A 17,875-nucleotide genomic window follows, 5' to 3' on the forward strand; every position below is an offset into this window, starting at 1 on the left:
CGAGTACGGGGTCATGGGCCGGCTGCGGCAAGCTGTCTACACTTACGTACTCGGTCTGCATCTGTGAACGCCGAAGCTAAACCGGTGCCGTGGCAGCGTCAAGACATACGCGGCATCGGATGTTCCCGCGCAACTCCCCGCCCGTCCCCTGACGCCCCTGGTCGGCATCCTTTGGCGACGGGAGATCGCCATGTCCCGTTCCGTTACCGCCGTCGCCGAGGACGCCCGGCCCGGCCCGGGCCCTGGCGCGGGGCGTCGACGTCGGCAGCCCCCGGACGTGCTCACCGACCGTGTGGCCGACCTCGCCGTCGGGGCCCTGATCGACGTCATGCGCCGGATGCCGGCCGCCGACCGGCAGGTGCGCACCGGCGGATGGGCCCGCGCGCCCTTCCCGCCGGCCACCCGGGTGAGCGGCAAGCGGGTCGGCGTCCTGGGACTCGGCCGCATCGGCCGGGCCGTCGCGCGCCGGATCGAGGGCGTCGGTGCGGAGATCGCCTACTGCTCGCGCGTCCCGGTCCCCGGCGTCCCCAGCGGCATCTGTCCACCGCCGGGACGCCGGCCGAGGCCTGCGACGTGCTCGTCGTCACCGTGGCGGACGGTGCGGGCACCGAGGGGCTCGTCTCGGCCGCGGTGCTTGACGCGCTGGGTCCGAGGGCTACCTGGCCAACGTGGCCAGGGGGGCGTCGTCGACGGATCCGCCCTGGTCGCGGTGGTGGGGGAGGGGCGGATCGCGGGAGCGGCGCTCGAGGTCCTCGCCGACGAGCCGCGGGTGCCGCAGGGGTTGCCGGAATCGGACCGGGTGGTGCTCCCGTACATCGCGAGCGCCACCCGGGAGACGCGGGAGCCCATGGGGGACCTGGCCCTGCGCAACCTCGAGCGGCCCGGTCATCCGCCCGCCCACCGCCTCCCCGACCCTTCGATGTCAGGCCCTCCGATTGACAGCGCCGCATGAGCTGTCTACAAATGAGAACGCCGACTACATATGAGGATGGCTTGGATGGCAGGCAGCAGCTACGAACGCATCGCTGACCTCACCGTGACCCTCGTGGCCTTCCGGGACCACGCCCTGCTCAACACGGTCGGGGTGCACGAGCCCTGCGCGTTGCGCACGATCGTGGAGATCACCACCGACCACGGCGTCCACGGCATCGGCGAGACCTACGGTGGCACGACGCACCTGGAGCGGCTGCGCCGGACCGCCGCCGAACTGGTCGGCATGAACGTCTGGAGCCTCAGCGACCTGACCGCACGGACCGCGCGGGTTCTGGGCGCCGACACCGCGGGCGGCGACGGCAGGTCCGGGATGGTCACCGGCAGCAGCACCGTGGACCGTGTCATGTCACCGTTCGACGCCGCCTGCCTGGACACCCAGGGCGAACCCGTCGGCCGGCCGGTGTCCGACCTGCTCGGCGGAGGCGTGCGTCCCCGGCTCGCTGCTCGTCAACGTGGCCCGGGGGCCGGTGGTCCAGGAGGAGGCCCTCCACGAGGCACTCCGCACCGGCACCATCGGCGGCGCGGCGCTGGACCTGTGGTGGTCCGGCCCGCCGCACGCACCGAGCCGGCTGTCCTTCCACGACCTGCCCCACGTGCTGGTGACCCCGCACCACTCGGGCCACACGAGCGACACCTTCGCCGTCCGCGCGGCAGAGATCGCCGACAGCATCAGCCGCCTGGAGCGCGGTGACCCGCTCGTCAACACCGTGCGCCCCGACGGCTCCCCGGCCGCTTCCGCCCCCGGCGCCACTCCTTTCGACCAGCCCGCCCCAGATTCCCGGAAGTAGGAAATCACTCATGCTCACAGGCGTTCTCTTCTTCCCCGTCACCCCGTTCACGGACTCCGGTGACGTCGACCTCGACGCCCTGCGCCAGCACATCACCGCGGGCGTGGACGCCGGTCCCGGCGGCGTCTTCGTCGCCTGCGGCACCGGCGAGTTCCACGCCCTGGACCGCGAGGAGTTCGCCGCGGTCGTCCGTGCCGCCGTCGACGCGGTGGGCGGCCGCGTCCCGGTGTACGCAGGGGCCGGCGGCGCGCTCGGCCTGGCCCGCCAGTTCGCCCGGACCGCGGCCGAGTCCGGTGCGGACGGCCTGCTGCTGATGCCTCCCTACCTGGTCCAGCCGCCCGCCGCGGGTCTCGTCGCCTACACCCGCGCCGTCGCCCAGGAGACCGAACTGCCCGTGATCGTCTACAACCGGGCCAACGCCCGGTTCGACGAGGCCACGGCGGCGGAGGTCGCCCAACTGCCCACCGTGTCCGGCTTCAAGGACGGCACCGGCGACCTCGACCTCGTCGCGCGGATCATTCCCGCCGTACGCGAGGCGCTGGGTACGTCCGGCAAGCCCTTCCAGTTCTTCAACGGCATGCCCACCGCGGAGGCCAGCCAGCTCGCCTACCGGGCCCTGGGCGTGGAGCTGTACTCCTCGGCCGCCTTCGCGTTCGCCCCGGACGTCTCCCTCGCCTTCCACCGCGCGATCGAGGAGGGGGACCAGGAGCGGATCGACGCGCTCCAGCGGTCCTTCTTCCACCCCCTGGTCCGTCTGCGCCAGCGCGTTCCGGGGTACGCGGTGGCCCTGGTGAAGGCAGGGGTGACCCTGACGGGCATCAAGGCCGGGCCGGTCCGCCCGCCGCTGACCTCCCTCACGTCGCGGGAGGCCGGGGAACTGGAGGCCATCCTCACCGCGGGCCGGGCCGTACTCGCCTCGTGACGGCGCCCGGGCCCCGGAACCACCGGCCGGTGGTTCCGGGGCCCGGGACCAGGACGGGCGCGTCAGCTCCCGGTCACGTCCGTGACCGTCCAGCGCTGGTTGGCACCGGAGTTGGGCTCCCAGGTCGTCACCGCGGCCCCTTCGTGGGTGGCCTGGCCGCCGACCTCCAGGAGGCGTCCGGTGGCCGCGTTGACCAGCGTCCAGGTGCCGTCGCCGGTGCCCGACACGATCCACTCGGCGGCCCTGTCCCGAACGCCGGTGTGGGGCTCGGCGACCGGGACGTCGTCGCGCACGGTCAGACGCCTGCGCTCACCGTCTTGCGTACTGGTGAACTCGTAGCGCTGCCGGACCCCGTCGCCGGGGCGCACCGCGCTCAGCCGCCACCGCTGGGCCGCCGAGCCGGTGCCGGTGCCGATGACGAGGCCGCTGCCGTCCTCACCGACGGTCACGGCCCTGCCGCTCTGCACGCCGGTCAGGGTGTAGGTGTGACCCTTGCGCAGCAGCGGTGCATCCGCGGCGACGCCGGAGACACCCTTCACGACGAAGGACGTCACCGACTGGGCGGGCACGGTGAAGGTGGCGGACCGGTCGCCGATCCTGATGGCCCGGTGCCGCTCCAGCTTGCCGTCGGCGCTCGTCACGACGGGCGTGACGGTCGCGTTTTGGCTGATGGTGCGGAACTTCGACAGGTCCACGGTGACGTCGCGCGCCTCGCCGGTGCTGTTGACGTGGACGACCGAGGCGCCCCTGCCGTTCTTCGACACCGCCGCCGCGCTGGAGGTGTCGTTCACCTGGATCAGCCGGTCACCGGGCTTGATGAAATGGGTGAAGTTGCGGGCGGTGTCGAACTTGGTGTTGGTGTGGACGGGGCAGGTCTCGAGGGTGTCGGCCGCCGTGCAGCTGAACGGGAGCTGGATCTCACCCCAGTTGCCGCCCTTCGCGGACTCCCCGCCGGGCCTCATGTTGTCGTGGTCCTCGACGGGTTGCCAGAACACCCAAGCGCGCGGCTCGAGTTCGCGCAGATCGTCCACGATGCGCTGGGCCAGACCCAGACCGGGACGCATGTCCGTGAAGCTCTGGCCGTCACCCCAGTCGCCCTCGACCTCGCTCATCCACAGTCGCTTGTCCGCCGCCTTGGAGAGGTCGCGCACGGTGGTGCGCTGCCCGGTTCCGTAGGTGTGGACGTTCATCTGGTCCACCAGATCGCGGGCCGCGGGGGAGTAGGAGTTCCAGTTCCGCGCGAACGTGGACGGGTTGGTCTCGTCCATGGCGGAGATACCGGCCCCGGTCCGCGCCTTCCTCAGTGCCGGGGCGAGGGCGTGGAGCACCTTCTCCTGGAGCTCGGGGCCGATGTGGGCGCCCTCCTGCCGGCCGCCGACGGGCTCGCCGTCCGGACCGAGACGGGTGCTCCAGTACGTGGTGTTCGGCTCGTTGAAGGGGTCGACGGTGTCGACCTCGATGCGGTGCGCCTTCTCCAGCCGCTTGGTCGCGCCCGCCAGATAGGCGGCGAAGTCGTCGACCGACTCGGCCTTGAGCTGGTCCTCGCCGGCATCGAACCCGCCGGAGACATAGCCGCTGACGGTCATGAACCAGGGCGGGGAGTTGCTGAAGGTCTCCCAGTGGGTGACGTCCTTCTTGATGCGGTCCACCCACCAGCGCTGGGTGGCGTCGGCGTTCTCGTTCCAGTCCGCCGGGTCCTCGGCGTCCCACCAGTCGGTGTCCTCGCGGGTGGTCCCCTCCGGCGCCCTCCACCAGCCCTCGACGGCGCCGCCCGCGCGCAGATAGTCCTTGACGTCGGGAGCGTTGCCGCCGCCCACGTTGTAGCGGGCGATGTTCAGGGCGAGTCCCTCGTCGCCGAAGAGGAGCTCGGCGAGCTTCTCGCGTATCTCCGGAGGGTAGTCGCCGGTGGCGTTGGCGAACCAGACCAGACTGGTGCCCCAACCCTCGAACTCCTCCTGCTGGTAGGACGGATCGGGCCGGACGGTGACGGAGGGGACGACGTCCTCTGCCTGAGCGGTGGAGGCAGGGGCGGGGATCAGGGCGGCCCCGGTGGCCAGGGCGGTGAGGCCGGCGGCTGACAGGAGCCGTCTTCTGCGGGTGCGGCGTGCCATCGGTGTGCTCCCAACATTGAGGTGTGGTCGCGCTCTGGTGGAACCCTTCGGCCCGCGCCCACCGCGCGGGCCGAAGGAGAAGAAGGCCCGGAACGGCCCCGCCGTTCCGGGAGGTGGAGCAGGCGGACCCCGGAACGACCCTGCCGCTCCAGGGGTGTTGCGCGCAGTCGCCGCGACTCAGCCGGCCGGCTGCCGCAGTACGGCGACGGCGCGCGGCCCGAGGACGAGGGCGCCGTCGTCACCTTCCGCGGCGCCGAGCAGTACGTCCCCGGTGAGGCCGGGCACAGGGACGGCCGTGTCGGTCCGGTTCACCAGGAACAGGAACCGGCCGCCGGGACCGCTGCGTACCGTCGTTTCAACCAACCCGATTGCCTCGGACGGCAGTTCGCTCTCCACGCCGGCCGGCGCGAGCAGCCGGGGCAGCAGTGAGGTGAGCCCTTCGACACCGAGCCGGGTGGAGACGTAGGCGGCCGACCCGGTGCCAGAGGCCTTCCGGGTGACCGCTGCCCGGCCGGCGTGCGCGCCCGTGCGGTAGCGGGCCAGGACGTCCGTCCCGGCCGCGACGTCGATCCGGTCGCTCCACAGACTGCCGGCCGTCCCGTCGTCGAGCTCCACCGTGTCACCGTCGAGCAGCGGGCCGAACTCCTCGATGCGGATGCCGAGCAGATCGCGCAGCGCCCCCGGGTAACCGCCGAGCCAGACGTGGTCGTGCTCGTCGACGACACCCGAGAAGTACGTGGTGATCAGGTGCCCGCCCTGCTCGGTGTACCGGGTCAGCGTCTTGGCCAGGTCGGCGGGGACCACGTGCAGCACCGGTGCCACCAGCACCTGGTGGCGGTGCAGGTCGGAGCGGGTGGTGACGAGATCGGCGCGGACACCGAGGGCCAGCAGTGCCGAGTACCAGTCGAGCGCCTCCTGCCGGTAGTCGAGCAGGGCGGAAGGGTGCGAGTCCTGCTCGCTCGCCCACCACGAATCCCAGTCGTAGAGGATGCCGACCCGGGCGGCCTCCCGCTCACTGCCCGCGACCGGGGCAAGTGCCTTGAGAGTGGAGCCGAGTTCGGCCACCGAGCGGAACAGCTCGCTGTCCTCACCGGCGTGCGGGACCATCGCCGAGTGGTACTTCTCGGCACCGGCCGCCGACTGCCGCCACTGGAAGTAGCACACCGCGTCGGCCCCGTGCGCCACGTGCAGCAGCGAGTCACGGGCCAGGTCGCCCGGACGCTTGGCCACGTTGACCGGCTGCCAGTTGACGGCACTGGTGGAGTGCTCCATCAGGAACCAGGGCCGGCCGCCGGCGATGCCGCTGGTGAGGTTCGCGGAGAAGGACAGCTCGTCGCGGTCCTGCGGACCCGGGTGGACGTAGTGGTCGTTGGAGACGAAATCGATCTCCTGCGCCCAGTCGGGGTAGTCCATCCCCTTGGTGTTGCCCATCACCATGAAGTTGGTGGTGACCGGGACGTCCGGGGTGATCTCCCGCAGGATTTCCCGCTCGGCCCGCAGATGCTCCTTGAGCGCGTCCGACGAGAAGCGCTTGAAGTCCAGCTGCTGGGTGGGGTTGGGATGGGACGCGGCCTGCCGCGGCGGCAGGATCTGCTCCCAGTCGGTGTAGTGCTGGGACCAGAAGGCCGTGCCCCAGGCGGAGTTGAGCGCTTCCAGCGTGGTGTAACGGGCCCGCAGCCAGTGCCGGAACGCGCGCGCCGCGTCGTCGGAGAAGTCGTAGACGTTGTGGCATCCCAGCTCGTTGCTGACGTGCCAGGCGACCAGCGCCGGGTGGTCCGCGTAGCGGGTTGCCAACTCCCTTACCAGGCGCAGCGCATGGGCGCGGAACACCGGGGAGGTGGGCCGCCAGTGCTGACGCGCCCCCGGCCACAGCGTCCCGCCGTCCGCGGTGACCGGCAGGATCTCCGGGTGGGCCGTGGTCAGCCACGGCGGCGGGGACGCGGTGGCGGTCGCCAGGTCGACACCGATGCCGCCGGCGTGCAGCAGGTCCAGCACCTCGTCGAGCCAGCCGAAGTCCCAGGTTTCCTCGGCCGGTTGCAGCCGAGCCCAGGAGAAGATCCCCACGGACACGATGTTCACTCCGGCCTCCCGCATCAGCCGGACGTCCTCCTCCCAGACGCTGCGGGGCCACTGCTCGGGGTTGTAGTCGGCGCCGTACAGGAGACGGGGGGCACGGTCACCGTCCGCCCTGCTGGAACGGGACAGGAGGGTGGAGATCATGGCGGTCCTTCCGGGTGTCTCGCACCGGGGCGGCACGGCGTGCGTGCCGCCCCGGTGGGCTACTTCGCTACGGTGAAGCCCTGCTTGTTGCCGTACTCGACCGACGCGTCCTGCCAGGCCTTCAGGCCGTCCGCCAGCGTGGTGCCGGAGACGTAGGCCTTGCCGACGGTGTCGTTGAAGATCGAGTTGGCGTACACCTGGTACGGCAGGTACGCCCAGTCGTCGGCGACGTTCGCGGCCGACTCGGCGAACACCTTGTTGGCCTGCTGCCCGCCGAAGTACGGGAACTCGGTCTTCTGGAACTTCTCGGAGTCGAGCTGCGCCGTGGTCGCCGGGAAGGCGCCGCTCTTCACGCGGGTGTCGACACCCTTGCCGGCGTTGGCGTACTCCACGAACGCGTAGGCGAGCGCCTCGTTCTTGCCGAGCTCGGGCAGGGTGAGGGCGCTGCCGCCGTTCTCCGCGCTGGCGTCGGCGCCCGCCGTCCACTGCGGCAGCGGGGCGACACGCCAGTCACCGGCGGCCTCCTTCACGCCGGAGGCGAGGTTGGCCGGCATCCAGGCCCCGATGGCCAGGGTCGCGATGGTGCCGTCGCCGAGGCCCTTGTACCACTCGTCGGACCAGCTGGTGACCGGGGCGACCAGCTTCTCGTCGAGCAGCTTCTGCCAGGTGCCGGTGAAGTCCTTGGCCCCCTCGTCGGTGAAGCCGATCTTCACCTCGGTGCCGTCCACCTCGTAGGGGCGCGAACCGGCCTGCCACAGCATGCTGGTGGTGAAGCCCGCGTCGCCGGCGTCGTTGGTGATGTACGCCTTCGGGTCCGCCTTGCGCAGGGCGCGGGCCGCGTCCACGTACTCGTCCCACGTGGCCGGCACCTCGATCCCGTGCTTGTCGAAGACCTTCTTGTTGTAGAACAGCGCCATCGGGCCGGAGTCCATCGGCAGGCCGTAGATCCCCTCGCCGCCGGCCTTCACGCCGTTCCACGGCCCGGGGGAGTACTGGTCGGCGAGCTGGTCGGCGCCGAAGCCGCTGAGATCGGTGAGTCCGTCGGTCAACGCGTACTGGCCCATGGCGTAGTACTCGACCTGGGCGACGTCGGGGACGCCCTTCTTCGCGGAGATGGCGTTCTGCAACGCCTTGTACTGCTCGTTTCCGGTGCCCGCGTTGACGAGGTTCACCTCGACACCGGGGTGCTCCTTCTCGAAGTCGGCGGCCACCTGCTCGAGCGTGGGTTCCCACGCCCAGACGGTGACGGCACCGCCCTTCTCCAGGGCCGCCTCGACGTCCGACTCGGAGACCGCTTTCGGAGCGGCGTCCCCGTCGCCGGAACCGCCGCAGGCGGTGACGCCCAGGGCCAGGGCGCAGACTGTGCCGATGCCGCGCAGCAGGCGGCGGGATTGCTTGTGCATGGGAGTGCTTCCACTTCTTCGTGGCTTGGATTCCAAAGCCTTGGGGTGGTGTGCCGTGGGGGAGGTGCTTGCGGGGGGTGGGGCTGGTGGAGGCAGGGACGCGTGCCGAAGAGAGGGCGGCGCCCGGCGCTTATTCCTTGACGCTTCCGGCGGCGAGCCCCGACTGCCAGTACTTCTGCAGCAGCAGGAACGCGGCGATCAGCGGAACGATGGTGATCAGTGAGCCGGTGACGACCAGGTGGAAGACGGGCTGCCCGCCGGCCGTCTCGGCCTGGGCGCTCCAGCTGTGCAGGCCCAGGGTGAGGGGGTACCAGTCGGGGTCCTTGAGCATGATCAGCGGCAGGAAGTAGTTGTTCCAGGTCGCGACCATGGTGAACAGCGAGACGGTGACGATGCCCGGCGCCAGCAGCGGAAGCACCACCAGGACGAAGGTGCGCAGCTCGCCCGCGCCGTCGATCCGGGCCGCTTCGAGGAGTTCGTCCGGGACGGCCTCACTGGCGAACACCCACATCAGATACAGGCCGAACGGCGAGATCAGCGACGGGATGACGACCGCCCACGGGGTGTTGGTCAGTCCCATATTGCTGAACATCAGGAAGGTCGGTACCGCCAGAGCCGTACCCGGTACGGCCACGGCGCCGATGACGACGGCGAAGACGGCCCGGCGTCCGGGGAACTCGAACTTGGCCAGGGCGTAACCGCCGAGCACGGCGAGGAGGGTCGCGCCTCCCGCGCCGAGCCCCACGTACAGCATGGTGTTCAGCAGCCAGCGGGTGAAGACGCCGTCGTCGTAGGTGAACGTCCCGGCGATGTTGTCCCAGAGGGCGAAGTCGCTGTCGAACCAGAGGCCGAACGAACGGGACAGTCCCTCCTGGGTCTTGGTGGCACTGATGACCAGCCACACCAGCGGTACCAGGCTGTAGAGCAGCACCAGGCCGGTGAGGACGGTCAGCAGCACACTGCGGCGGGGCCGCCCCGGCGTGGAACCGCGCCGGCGCGTACGCAGCCGGGGCACGGCGCCGGAAGCACCGGACGCGGAGCCGGTGTGGCCCGCGGAGGCGGAGGAGACGGTAGTGGTCATCGCTGCTTCACACTCCCTTGCGCATGCCGCGCAGCTGGACGACATAGGCGATGACCATGGTGATCAGACCCATGATGATGGCGACCGTCGCGGAGTAGTTGTGCTGCTGGCCGGAGAAGGACAGCGAGTACGTGTAGTAGTTCGGCGTGTAGTCCGTGGTGATGGCGTTGGGCGCCAGCTTCTGCAGGACGCTGGGCTCGTTGAAGAGCTGGAAGCTGCCGATGATGGAGAAGATCGTCGCGATGACCAGGGCGCCGCGGATCGCGGGCAGCTTGATGGCGGTGATGACGCGGAGCTGCCCGGCGCCGTCGATCTCGGCCGCCTCGTAGAGGGAGTGCGGGATCACCCGCAGCGCCGCGTAGAAGATCAGCATGTTGTAGCCGACGAACTCCCAGGTGACGATGTTGCCGATCGACGCCAGTACCAGGTCGGGGGAGAGCGGGTTGGGCAGCGACAGCCCGAAGGCCTCGTTGACGTCGCCGACCAGGCCGAAGCGGGTGCCGTAGATGAAGCCCCACATCAGCGTGGCGACGACGGCGGGCACCGCGTACGGCAGGAAGATCGAGATGCGGAAGAAGCTCTTGCCGTAGAGCCGTCCGCTGTCCAGCGCCAGGGCCACCAGCAGGGCGATGCCGAGCATGATCGGCACCTGGACGCACAGGAAGAGCGAGACCCGGCCGAGCGCGGCCCAGAACCGTTCGTCCTGCAGGGCCTGCTGGTAGTTGTCGAACCCGACGAAGCTGGTGCCGCCGATGAGCTGGTCGCGGAAGAGGCTCAGGTAGATCGAATACACGATCGGTGCCAGGAAGACCAGGGCGAACACGACCACGAAGGGGCCGATGAACCCCCACCCCGTCCAGGAGCGGCGGTCCCGTCCCACCGGAGGCGGTGCCGGCCGCGGCTCGGCGGCCGCCGGCGGTTGCAGCGTCGTCATGTCGTTCCTCGCTCATCCACGTTCGGGCCGGGTGGCCACGGCGCCCTCTCCCGGGCGGGGAGCCGTGCCCCCGCAATCGATGGTTGCGTAAACATCGAGCGCAGCAGAAATGCGGCGGAGTGTTATGTTTACGTAAACATTCGGTGGCGGCATGTCTACACTGCCTCGATGGCGACGGTCAAGGGTCCTCCGGGAAACCCTGACGCGGCGGGTGGCGACGGGAAGGCGGCTGGAAAGCCAGTGGAGACGGTGCACAGCACGCCGGGACGGGCCCTCGTTCCCCAGGCGACCGCAGCCGGCGGGGATCCGGCCGACGTGGACCGGGCGGGCGGGGAGCCCGCGGGCGCGGACCCGGCCGACGGTGCCGCCCCGCGTCCCCGTCCGCGGGGCGGCAGCCGCCCCGCCCGGGCCTCCATGGCGGACGTGGCGCGCCTCGCCGGCGTCTCGTCCCAGACGGTCTCCCGTGTGTCCAACGGCTACGCCGGAGTGAACGAGGCGACCCGCCGGCAGGTGCTCGCCGCGATGCAGGAGCTCGGCTACCGGCCCAACAGTGCGGCCCGCGCGCTCAAACGCGGCGAGTTCCGCACCATCGGCGTCATCACCTTCTCGCTGGCCACGACCGGAAACGTACGCACCCTGGAGGCGATCGCCACCTCCGCCGCGCACGAGGGCTACGCGGTGACCCTGTTGCCCGTCGCGATACCGACCCAGGACGAGGTGCGCGGCGCGTTCTCCCGGCTGGAGGAACTCGCCGTCGACGCGGTGATCGTCATCATGGAGGTCCATCTGCTGGACGCGGCAACGATCCAACTGCCCCCGCACGTCCAGGTCGTGGTCGTCGACTCCGACGCCGGTGACCACTACACGGTCGTCGACACCGACCAGGCCGGCGGCACCCGTACCGCGGTGCGCCACCTGCTCGACCTCGGTCACCGCACGGTGTGGCACCTGGCCGGCCCCGAGGACTCCTTCGCCGCCCAGCGCCGCACCGACGCCTGGCGCGCCGCCCTCACCGACGCGGGACGCGTCCCGCCGGAGCTGGTCCGCGGCGACTGGTCCGCGGAGTCCGGCTACCGCGCGGGCCTCGCACTCGCCGCCCGCGACGAGTGCACCGCCGTCTTCGCGGCCAACGACCAGATGGCCCTCGGCCTGCTGCGGGCCTTCCACGAACGCGGCCGGCGCGTTCCCGGGGACGTCAGCGTCATCGGCTTCGACGACATCCGCGAGGCGTCCTCGTTCCTGCCTCCGCTGACCACCGTCCACCAGGACTTCGCCGAGGTGGGACGGCGCTGCGTGGCGGCCGTCCTGGGCAAGGTGCGCCATGGCGGCCCCGAGCGGGGGACCACCCTCGTCCCGACCCGCCTGGTGACGCGCGCCAGTACGGCACCGCCGCCGGCGGAGAAGGCGTGGACGAGTGGGTGATGCGGCCCGCTCTGGCTCCACTCGCCCTGTCTGCTCGCGTGTTGATGTGCAAGACCCGCTGCTCATCAGTGGTGACCCACCGCGGGACGGAGTTCGTCGTGCCGGCCGGCAGGTCCAGCCCTCCGCAGATCGACACCAGCAAGGCGCACCCCGCGCGGGTCCACGACTGGTTGCTCGGCGGTAAGGACAACCACCCCGTGGACGAGGCCGTCGGCGAGAAGCCGCCACCCCGGTCTCGGGACGCCGCCCGGCAGAACCGCCGGTTCATGCACCGGGCCGCGGCCCGGCTCGCCGGACAGGGCGTCGACCAGTTCCTCGACGTCGGCACCGGCATCCCCACCGAGCCGAACCCGCACCAGCTCGTGCAGGCCGTCGCCCCGGCCGCGAAGGTCGTCCACACCGACAACGACCCGATCGTCCTGCGGCACGCAAAGGCCCTGCTGATCAGCAGTCCCGAGGGCGCCACGGACTACTTCCAGGCCGATGTGCGCAATCCCGGGGAGATCATCGACCGCGCCCGGACCGTCCTCGACCTCGGCCGTCCCGTCGCGTTGTCCCTGATCGCCCTCCTGCACTTCGTCCCCGACGGCCAGGAACCCCGCGCCGTTGTCGGAGAGCTGCTCTCCGCACTCCCACCGGGCAGCTGCCTGGCGCGGTCGCACGCGGCGTCCGACCGCCACGCGGAACCGGCCGCCCAGGCCACCGCCGGGTACGCCCGGGCCGGCATCCGCCTCGGCTTTCGCACCCGCTCCGAAGTCGCCCGCTTCTTCGACGGCCTGGACCTGGTGGCGCCGGGCCTGGTCACGGCCACGGAGTGGTTCCGAAAGCCCCCGGTCCCGGCAGCCGAGGACAGCGGTACCCACGCGGGCGTCGCCCGGCTCCGCCGGCTTCCGCGGCGCCCTTCCCGCCGGCGCCGTCCGGTGCCGCGTCCGGCCCGCGGACACGGGGGCGGCCGGACGCGGACTGAACGCGTGCCCCCCCGGCGCGGGACGCGGCGAGGACCGGCGTCCTGCCCCGCACCCGCCCGCCGGGTCACACGGCGCTCGCCGCCCCACGCGGCCGGCCGGACGTCACTCCGGCGCGGGGCCGCCGTGGCCGTCCCGCCCGCCCGGGGTCCCCCTCGGGCGGGCAGCGGCCGCCCGCAGCCTTCCCGCAGGCCGTCACCCCGGCCCGGTCACCCCAGCGGTACCGTCACCTCGCCCGCCCCCCGGGCCTGGGCCCCGCCCGCGACCCGCACCGTGAACGGCCGCTCGGTGCCCGACGCGGTGACCCGCAGCACGTCGCCGTCCCGCACCACCCGGAAGCCCGCCGCCCGCGCACCCGTCGTGTCGGGCACGGTGACCTCGGCCTCGTAGCCGGGCGAGGCAGGAGGGTGGACGAGAAGCACCGGCGCGTCCAGCCAGTCGCCGTCGGGCCGCGTGTCGTCCCCGGCCAGCGGCAGCACGGCGCCCTCCCGGACATACAGCGGCAGGCTGTCGTAGCCGTGCCGCTCGGTGCGCCAGCACGGGCCGGTGACCCTCTCGCCGCTCAGCAGGTGGGTCCAGGTGCCCTTCGGCAGGTAGACCTCCACCTCCCCGTCCGTGTCGAACACGGGGGCGACCAGCAGATCGGGGCCCAGCATGTACTGACGGTCCAGCTGACGGCACGACGGGTCGTCCCAGAACTCCAGCACCATCGGCCGCATCATCGGCACCCCGGTGTCGTGCGCCTCGACGGCGGCGCCGTACAGGTAGGGCATCAGCCGGTGCTTGAGCAGGGTGAACCGCCGGGCGACGTCCACCGCCTCGTCGCCGAACTCCCACGGCACGCGGTACGACGTGGAACCGTGCAGCCGGCTGTGCGAGGACAGCAGGCCGAAGGCGAGCCAGCGCTTGAACACCGAGGGGTCCGGCGTGCCCTCGAAACCGCCGATGTCATGGCTCCAGAAACCGAACCCGCTCAGCGACAGCGACAGCCCGCCCCTCAGCGACTCGGCCATCGCCTCGAAGGACGACCAGCAGTCGCCGCCCCAGTGCACCGGGAACTGCTGCCCGCCCGCGGTCGCGGACCGTGCGAAGAGCACGGCCTCACCCTGCCCGCGCTCCTTCTCCAGAAGCTCGAACACCGTCCGGTTGTAGAGCTGGGTGTAGTAGTTGTGCATCCGCTCGGGATCCGAGCCGTCGTGCCAGAGAACGTCGGTGGGGATGCGCTCGCCGAAGTCCGTCTTGAAACAGTCCACTCCCTGGTCGAGCAGGGGCTTCAGCTTCGACTGGAACCAGGCCCGCGCCTCGGGACTGGTGAAGTCGACCAGCCCCATGCCGGCCTGCCACAGGTCCCACTGCCACACGTCGCCGTCGGCCCGGCGCACCAGGTGTCCGAGGGCGGCGGCCTCGTCGAAGAGCGGCGACTTCTGGGCGATGTACGGGTTGATCCAGGCACTGATCCGCAGACCCTTCTCCTTGAGCCGGGCCAGCATGCCGTCCGGGTCGGGGAACACGTCGGGATCCCACTGGAAGTCGCACCACTGGTACTCGCGCATCCAGAAGCAGTCGAAGTGGAACACCGTGAGAGGGATACCGCGCTCGGCCATGCCGTCCACGAACGACGTCACCGTCGCCTCGTCGTACGACGTGGTGAACGAGGTGCTGAGCCACAGGCCGAACGACCAGGCGGGCGGCAGGGCGGGGCGGCCGGTGAGGGCCGTGTAACGGGTGAGGACGTCCTTCGGGGTGGGACCGGCGACGACGTAGTACTCCAGCGACTGGTCCTCGACGCTGAACTGCACCTGGCCGACCGACTCCGAGCCGACCTCGAAGGACACCGCACCGGGATGGTTGACGAAGACGCCGTAACCGCGGGACGACAGGTAGAACGGGATGTTCTTGTAGGACTGCTCGCTGCTCGTGCCGCCGTCGGCCTGCCACACGTCGACCGTCTGACCGTTCTTGACGAACGGGGTGAAGCGCTCGCCGAGGCCGTAGACCTGCTCCCCGACACCCAGCGCCAGCCGGGTCAGCATGTGGTGCCGTTCCCCGTGCCCGGTGGTGACGAAGGCCGTGTTCCTGGCGTCCGCACGGGTCAGCTCGCGCCCGTCCGCGTCCCGGAAGGCGAGTGCGAAGGGGCCCGACCCGTCGAGGCGGAGCGTCAGCGGACCGCTGGTCAGCTCGGTGACCGGACCGTCCTGGCGTACCGTCCCGGCGCCGTCGGCGTCGCCGCCCAGGGCGAAGTCGGGCCCCGGCCGCCGCTTGCCCGCGTGATGCGTGACGCGGACACCGATGACACCCTCGGCGGGGGAGAAGCACTCTACCGTGACGAGCGGCGCGTTCAGGGTGTCGCCCCTCCGCGCCACCTTCCGTATGGAGGCGTACGTGGTGAAGCGCTTCGATTCGGGGCGCACCTCGCGCACCTCGGTGGCGTACGAGATCTGGACGCCGTCGCGGATGCGCCAGAAGCCGTCGGTGAACTTCATGATCTTCCTCGGAGGGGGAGAGGGCGATGGCGGGGAGGGAAGCGGTATTTGACCAGGAACTATGACAGGTTCGGGGGTTCCTGTCACGCCCCGGTGCACACGGATCGCCTTGCTGGGGGGCTAGCGCGACCGGCTTCCGCTGACGTATTAGTAATCAGGCAAAACAAATTACACCCGACCTCGGAGCCGAGTTTCCCATGAGCGGGACCACCTAATCGTCGAAGCGCTTCACCAGTTGCTTCGCCGCCCAGGAACCCCTCTCTGTCCTCTCCTCCCACGAGCCGCCGGGTCGGCGAACGCCGAGCCGGTCCCACCCAAGGGCACCCACCGTGACAGCACATCCCCCGGTCGCCGCACAGCGCGGGCCCCGCCGCCCGCGCAGAGCCGTCACGTCCCTCGCCGCCGTCGCCGTCCTGGTCACCGGGGCGGCACTCACCGGCTGCGCACAGCAACGGGACAGCGACGTGTACACCGTGATGAACTCCTCGACCGACGAGACCTACCACCGCTGGGACGCCGAGGCGATGGCCCGCTGCGGCAAGCAGCTCGGCATCCGCATCGAGCAGCAGAGCGTCCCCGCCGCGCAGGTGATGACGAAGGCGCTGCGCATGGCCTCGTCGAAGTCGCTGCCCGACATCGTGCAGTTCGACGCCTCCGAGATGCCGACCTTCGCCGAGGCGGGCGGACTCGTCGACCTGCGCACCCTCGGCCTCGAAACCGACGAGATCCCCGAGGGCATCGTCGAGTTCGGCTCCTACCGGGGCACGTACTACGGCGCGGCCCGCTCCGTGAACACCCTGGCCCTCTTCTACAACAAGGACATCCTGGACCGGGCCGGCCTCGAGGTGCCCACCACCTGGGACGAGCTGCGCGACACGGCCGAGCAGCTCACCGAGGGCAGGCGCTACGGCCTGGCGCTCAGCGCGGGCGGCGCCGAGGACGGCGTCTTCCAGTTCACCCCGTTCATGTGGTCCAACGGAGGCGACGAGACCGAGCTGGACAGCCCGCAGGTCGTCGAGGCACTCGACTACTGGAAGGCGCTGCTCGAGGACGGTTCGCTGTCCAGGTCCACCGTCAACTGGACCCAGGCCGACGTCAACGACCAGTTCATGGCCGGCAACGCCGCCATGATGATCAACGGTCCGTGGCAGGTCGAGACCCTCAACACCGACGAGTCCCTCGACTGGGGCATCGCCCAGATCCCCGTTCCGCAGGCCGGCGACGCCTCGGTGGGACCGCTCGGCGGCGCGGTGCTCACCGTGCCGAAAACCGGTGACGAGGACCGCGAGAGGACGGCCGGCCGCATCGTCGCCTGCCTCGCCGGTGAGAAGGAACAGCTCACCTACGCCCTGAACAGCTGGATGGTCCCGGCCAACGAGAAGGCCGCCGCCGTCTGGCGCGAGCGCGTGCCCGAACTCGACGCACTGGCCGACCAGGTCGCCGAGGCCCGCTCCCGCACCGGCAAGCTCGGCGCCGGCTGGTCCTCGGCCTCCCTCGCGCTGCAGAGCGCCTTCCAGTCCGCCCTGACCGGCCAGTCCAGCGAGGCCGCCCTGAAGCGCGCCCAGCAGCGCGCCACGAGCGGGAACTGAGGTACGCGCCCATGACCACGTCCACCGTCACCGCCGCGGCCCCGGCGAAGGCGCCCGGGAAGGCCGCCCCGGACCCGGCCCGGCTGCGCCGCCGGCGCCGGCTCGCCCAGTGGGGCTTCGTCGCCCCCGCCGTCCTCTTCATGCTGCTCTTCTTCGGCTACCCGCTCGTCCGCAACGTCGTGATGAGCTTCCAGCACTACACGCCGAAGACGTTCTTCACCTCGGAGGCGCCGTTCAACGGCACCGACAACTGGTCGGCCGTCCTCCAGGACGCCCTCTTCGGCAAGGCCCTGTGGCACACCCTCGTCTTCACCGCCGGATCCCTGCTCGGCCAGTTCTGCATCGGGCTCGCACTCGCCGTCTTCTTCAGCCGCAGGTTCCCCCTGAACGGTGTCCTGCGGTCGCTGATCCTGCTGCCCTGGCTGGTTCCCATGGTGGTGTCCGGCGTCGTCTGGCGCCGCATCCTCGACCAGGACACCGGTGTACTCAACACCTTCCTGGGCGCCATCGGCCTCGGCAGCGACACCCCGTGGCTGACCAGCCCCGACATGGCCCTGCTGTCGGTGGTCCTGGTCAACATCTGGATCGGCATCCCGTTCAACATGGTCATCCTGTACGGCGGCCTCCAGGAGATACCGAGAGAGCTGTACGAGGCGGCCTCCCTGGACGGTGCCTCGGCCTGGCGCACCTTCCGCTCCGTCACCCTGCCCATGCTCAAGCCGGTGATCACGGTCGTCCTCGTCCTCGGCTTCATGTCGACGGTGAAGATCCTCGACCTCATCCTCGCCCTCACCGACGGCGGCCCCGCCGACGCCACCCAGACCCTGGGCACGCTCACCTACCAGAACTCCTTCGTCCAGCTCGACTTCGGAGCAGGCGCGGTCGTCGGCAACGTCCTCATCCTCATCTCCGCGGCGTTCGCCGTGTTCTACCTGCGGGCCAACCGCACCGACGGGAAGTGACC

General features: G+C 70.9%; 12 protein-coding genes and 1 pseudogene. 7 read left to right on the forward strand and 6 right to left on the reverse strand.

All coding sequences use genetic code 11. The features are described from left to right. The first annotated feature begins 190 nt into the window (after positions 1-190). From ORI94_RS15960 to ORI94_RS15970, 3 genes are all read left to right on the forward strand, one after another. The gene (locus ORI94_RS15960) at positions 191-952 is read left to right on the forward strand and encodes an NAD(P)-dependent oxidoreductase (RefSeq protein WP_266075801.1); all 762 of its coding nucleotides are present in this window, start codon (positions 191-193) and stop codon (positions 950-952) included. A gap of 493 nt (positions 953-1,445) precedes the next feature. Then, the gene (locus ORI94_RS15965; RefSeq protein WP_266075803.1) at positions 1,446-1,781 is read left to right on the forward strand and encodes an NAD(P)-dependent oxidoreductase; all 336 of its coding nucleotides are present in this window, start codon (positions 1,446-1,448) and stop codon (positions 1,779-1,781) included. A 10-nt stretch (positions 1,782-1,791) separates the two neighbouring features. After that, complete coding sequence (locus ORI94_RS15970) at positions 1,792-2,703, forward strand: 5-dehydro-4-deoxyglucarate dehydratase (protein WP_266075805.1); 912 nt, start codon at positions 1,792-1,794, stop codon at positions 2,701-2,703. A 62-nt stretch (positions 2,704-2,765) separates the two neighbouring features. On the opposite strand, the gene ORI94_RS15975 is transcribed toward ORI94_RS15970, so the two are convergent. The 5 genes from ORI94_RS15975 to ORI94_RS15995 all read right to left on the reverse strand — a co-directional run bounded on the left by ORI94_RS15975 (position 2,766) and on the right by ORI94_RS15995 (position 10,452). Further along, a complete protein-coding gene (locus ORI94_RS15975; protein WP_266075807.1) occupies positions 2,766-4,814 on the reverse strand; it encodes an RICIN domain-containing protein in 2,049 nt (682 codons plus the stop codon). Positions 4,815-4,991: 177 nt separating this feature from the next. After that, the gene (locus ORI94_RS15980) at positions 4,992-7,034 is read right to left on the reverse strand and encodes a beta-galactosidase (RefSeq protein ID WP_266075809.1); all 2,043 of its coding nucleotides are present in this window, start codon (positions 7,032-7,034) and stop codon (positions 4,992-4,994) included. A gap of 59 nt (positions 7,035-7,093) precedes the next feature. After that, a complete protein-coding gene (locus ORI94_RS15985; protein ID WP_266075811.1) occupies positions 7,094-8,437 on the reverse strand; it encodes an ABC transporter substrate-binding protein in 1,344 nt (447 codons plus the stop codon). A gap of 130 nt (positions 8,438-8,567) precedes the next feature. Further along, positions 8,568-9,518: a carbohydrate ABC transporter permease gene (locus ORI94_RS15990; protein WP_266075813.1), complete on the reverse strand. Its 951-nt coding sequence runs from the start codon at positions 9,516-9,518 to the stop codon at positions 8,568-8,570. Positions 9,519-9,525: 7 nt separating this feature from the next. Continuing rightward, positions 9,526-10,452 (reverse strand): carbohydrate ABC transporter permease, encoded by a 927-nt coding sequence (locus tag ORI94_RS15995; RefSeq protein WP_266075815.1) that lies wholly within the window; start codon positions 10,450-10,452, stop codon positions 9,526-9,528. A 414-nt stretch (positions 10,453-10,866) separates the two neighbouring features. On the opposite strand from ORI94_RS15995, the gene ORI94_RS16000 reads away from it, so the two are divergent. Beyond that, entirely contained in the window at positions 10,867-11,874 is a 1,008-nt protein-coding gene (locus ORI94_RS16000; RefSeq protein WP_266076006.1) for a LacI family DNA-binding transcriptional regulator, read from the forward strand. Positions 11,875-11,972: 98 nt separating this feature from the next. Further along, positions 11,973-12,755 (forward strand): annotated as a pseudogene (locus ORI94_RS16005) (SAM-dependent methyltransferase); the annotation flags it as partial. 293 nt (positions 12,756-13,048) lie between these two features. On the opposite strand, the gene yicI reads toward ORI94_RS16005, so the two are convergent. Next, entirely contained in the window at positions 13,049-15,322 is a 2,274-nt protein-coding gene (gene yicI / locus ORI94_RS16010; protein WP_266075817.1) for an alpha-xylosidase, read from the reverse strand. Positions 15,323-15,651: 329 nt separating this feature from the next. Between yicI and ORI94_RS16015 the strand changes: the two genes are divergently transcribed. Both ORI94_RS16015 and ORI94_RS16020 read left to right on the forward strand, forming a co-directional pair. After that, entirely contained in the window at positions 15,652-16,911 is a 1,260-nt protein-coding gene (locus ORI94_RS16015; RefSeq protein ID WP_266075819.1) for an ABC transporter substrate-binding protein, read from the forward strand. Positions 16,912-16,922: 11 nt separating this feature from the next. Next, positions 16,923-17,873, forward strand: a complete 951-nt coding sequence (locus tag ORI94_RS16020) for a carbohydrate ABC transporter permease (RefSeq protein WP_266075821.1) — start codon at positions 16,923-16,925, stop codon at positions 17,871-17,873. The last annotated feature ends 2 nt before the right edge of the window (positions 17,874-17,875 follow it).

It is taken from the genome of Streptomyces sp. NEAU-W12, from assembly GCF_026242095.1.
In the GTDB taxonomy this organism is placed as follows: domain Bacteria; phylum Actinomycetota; class Actinomycetes; order Streptomycetales; family Streptomycetaceae; genus Streptomyces.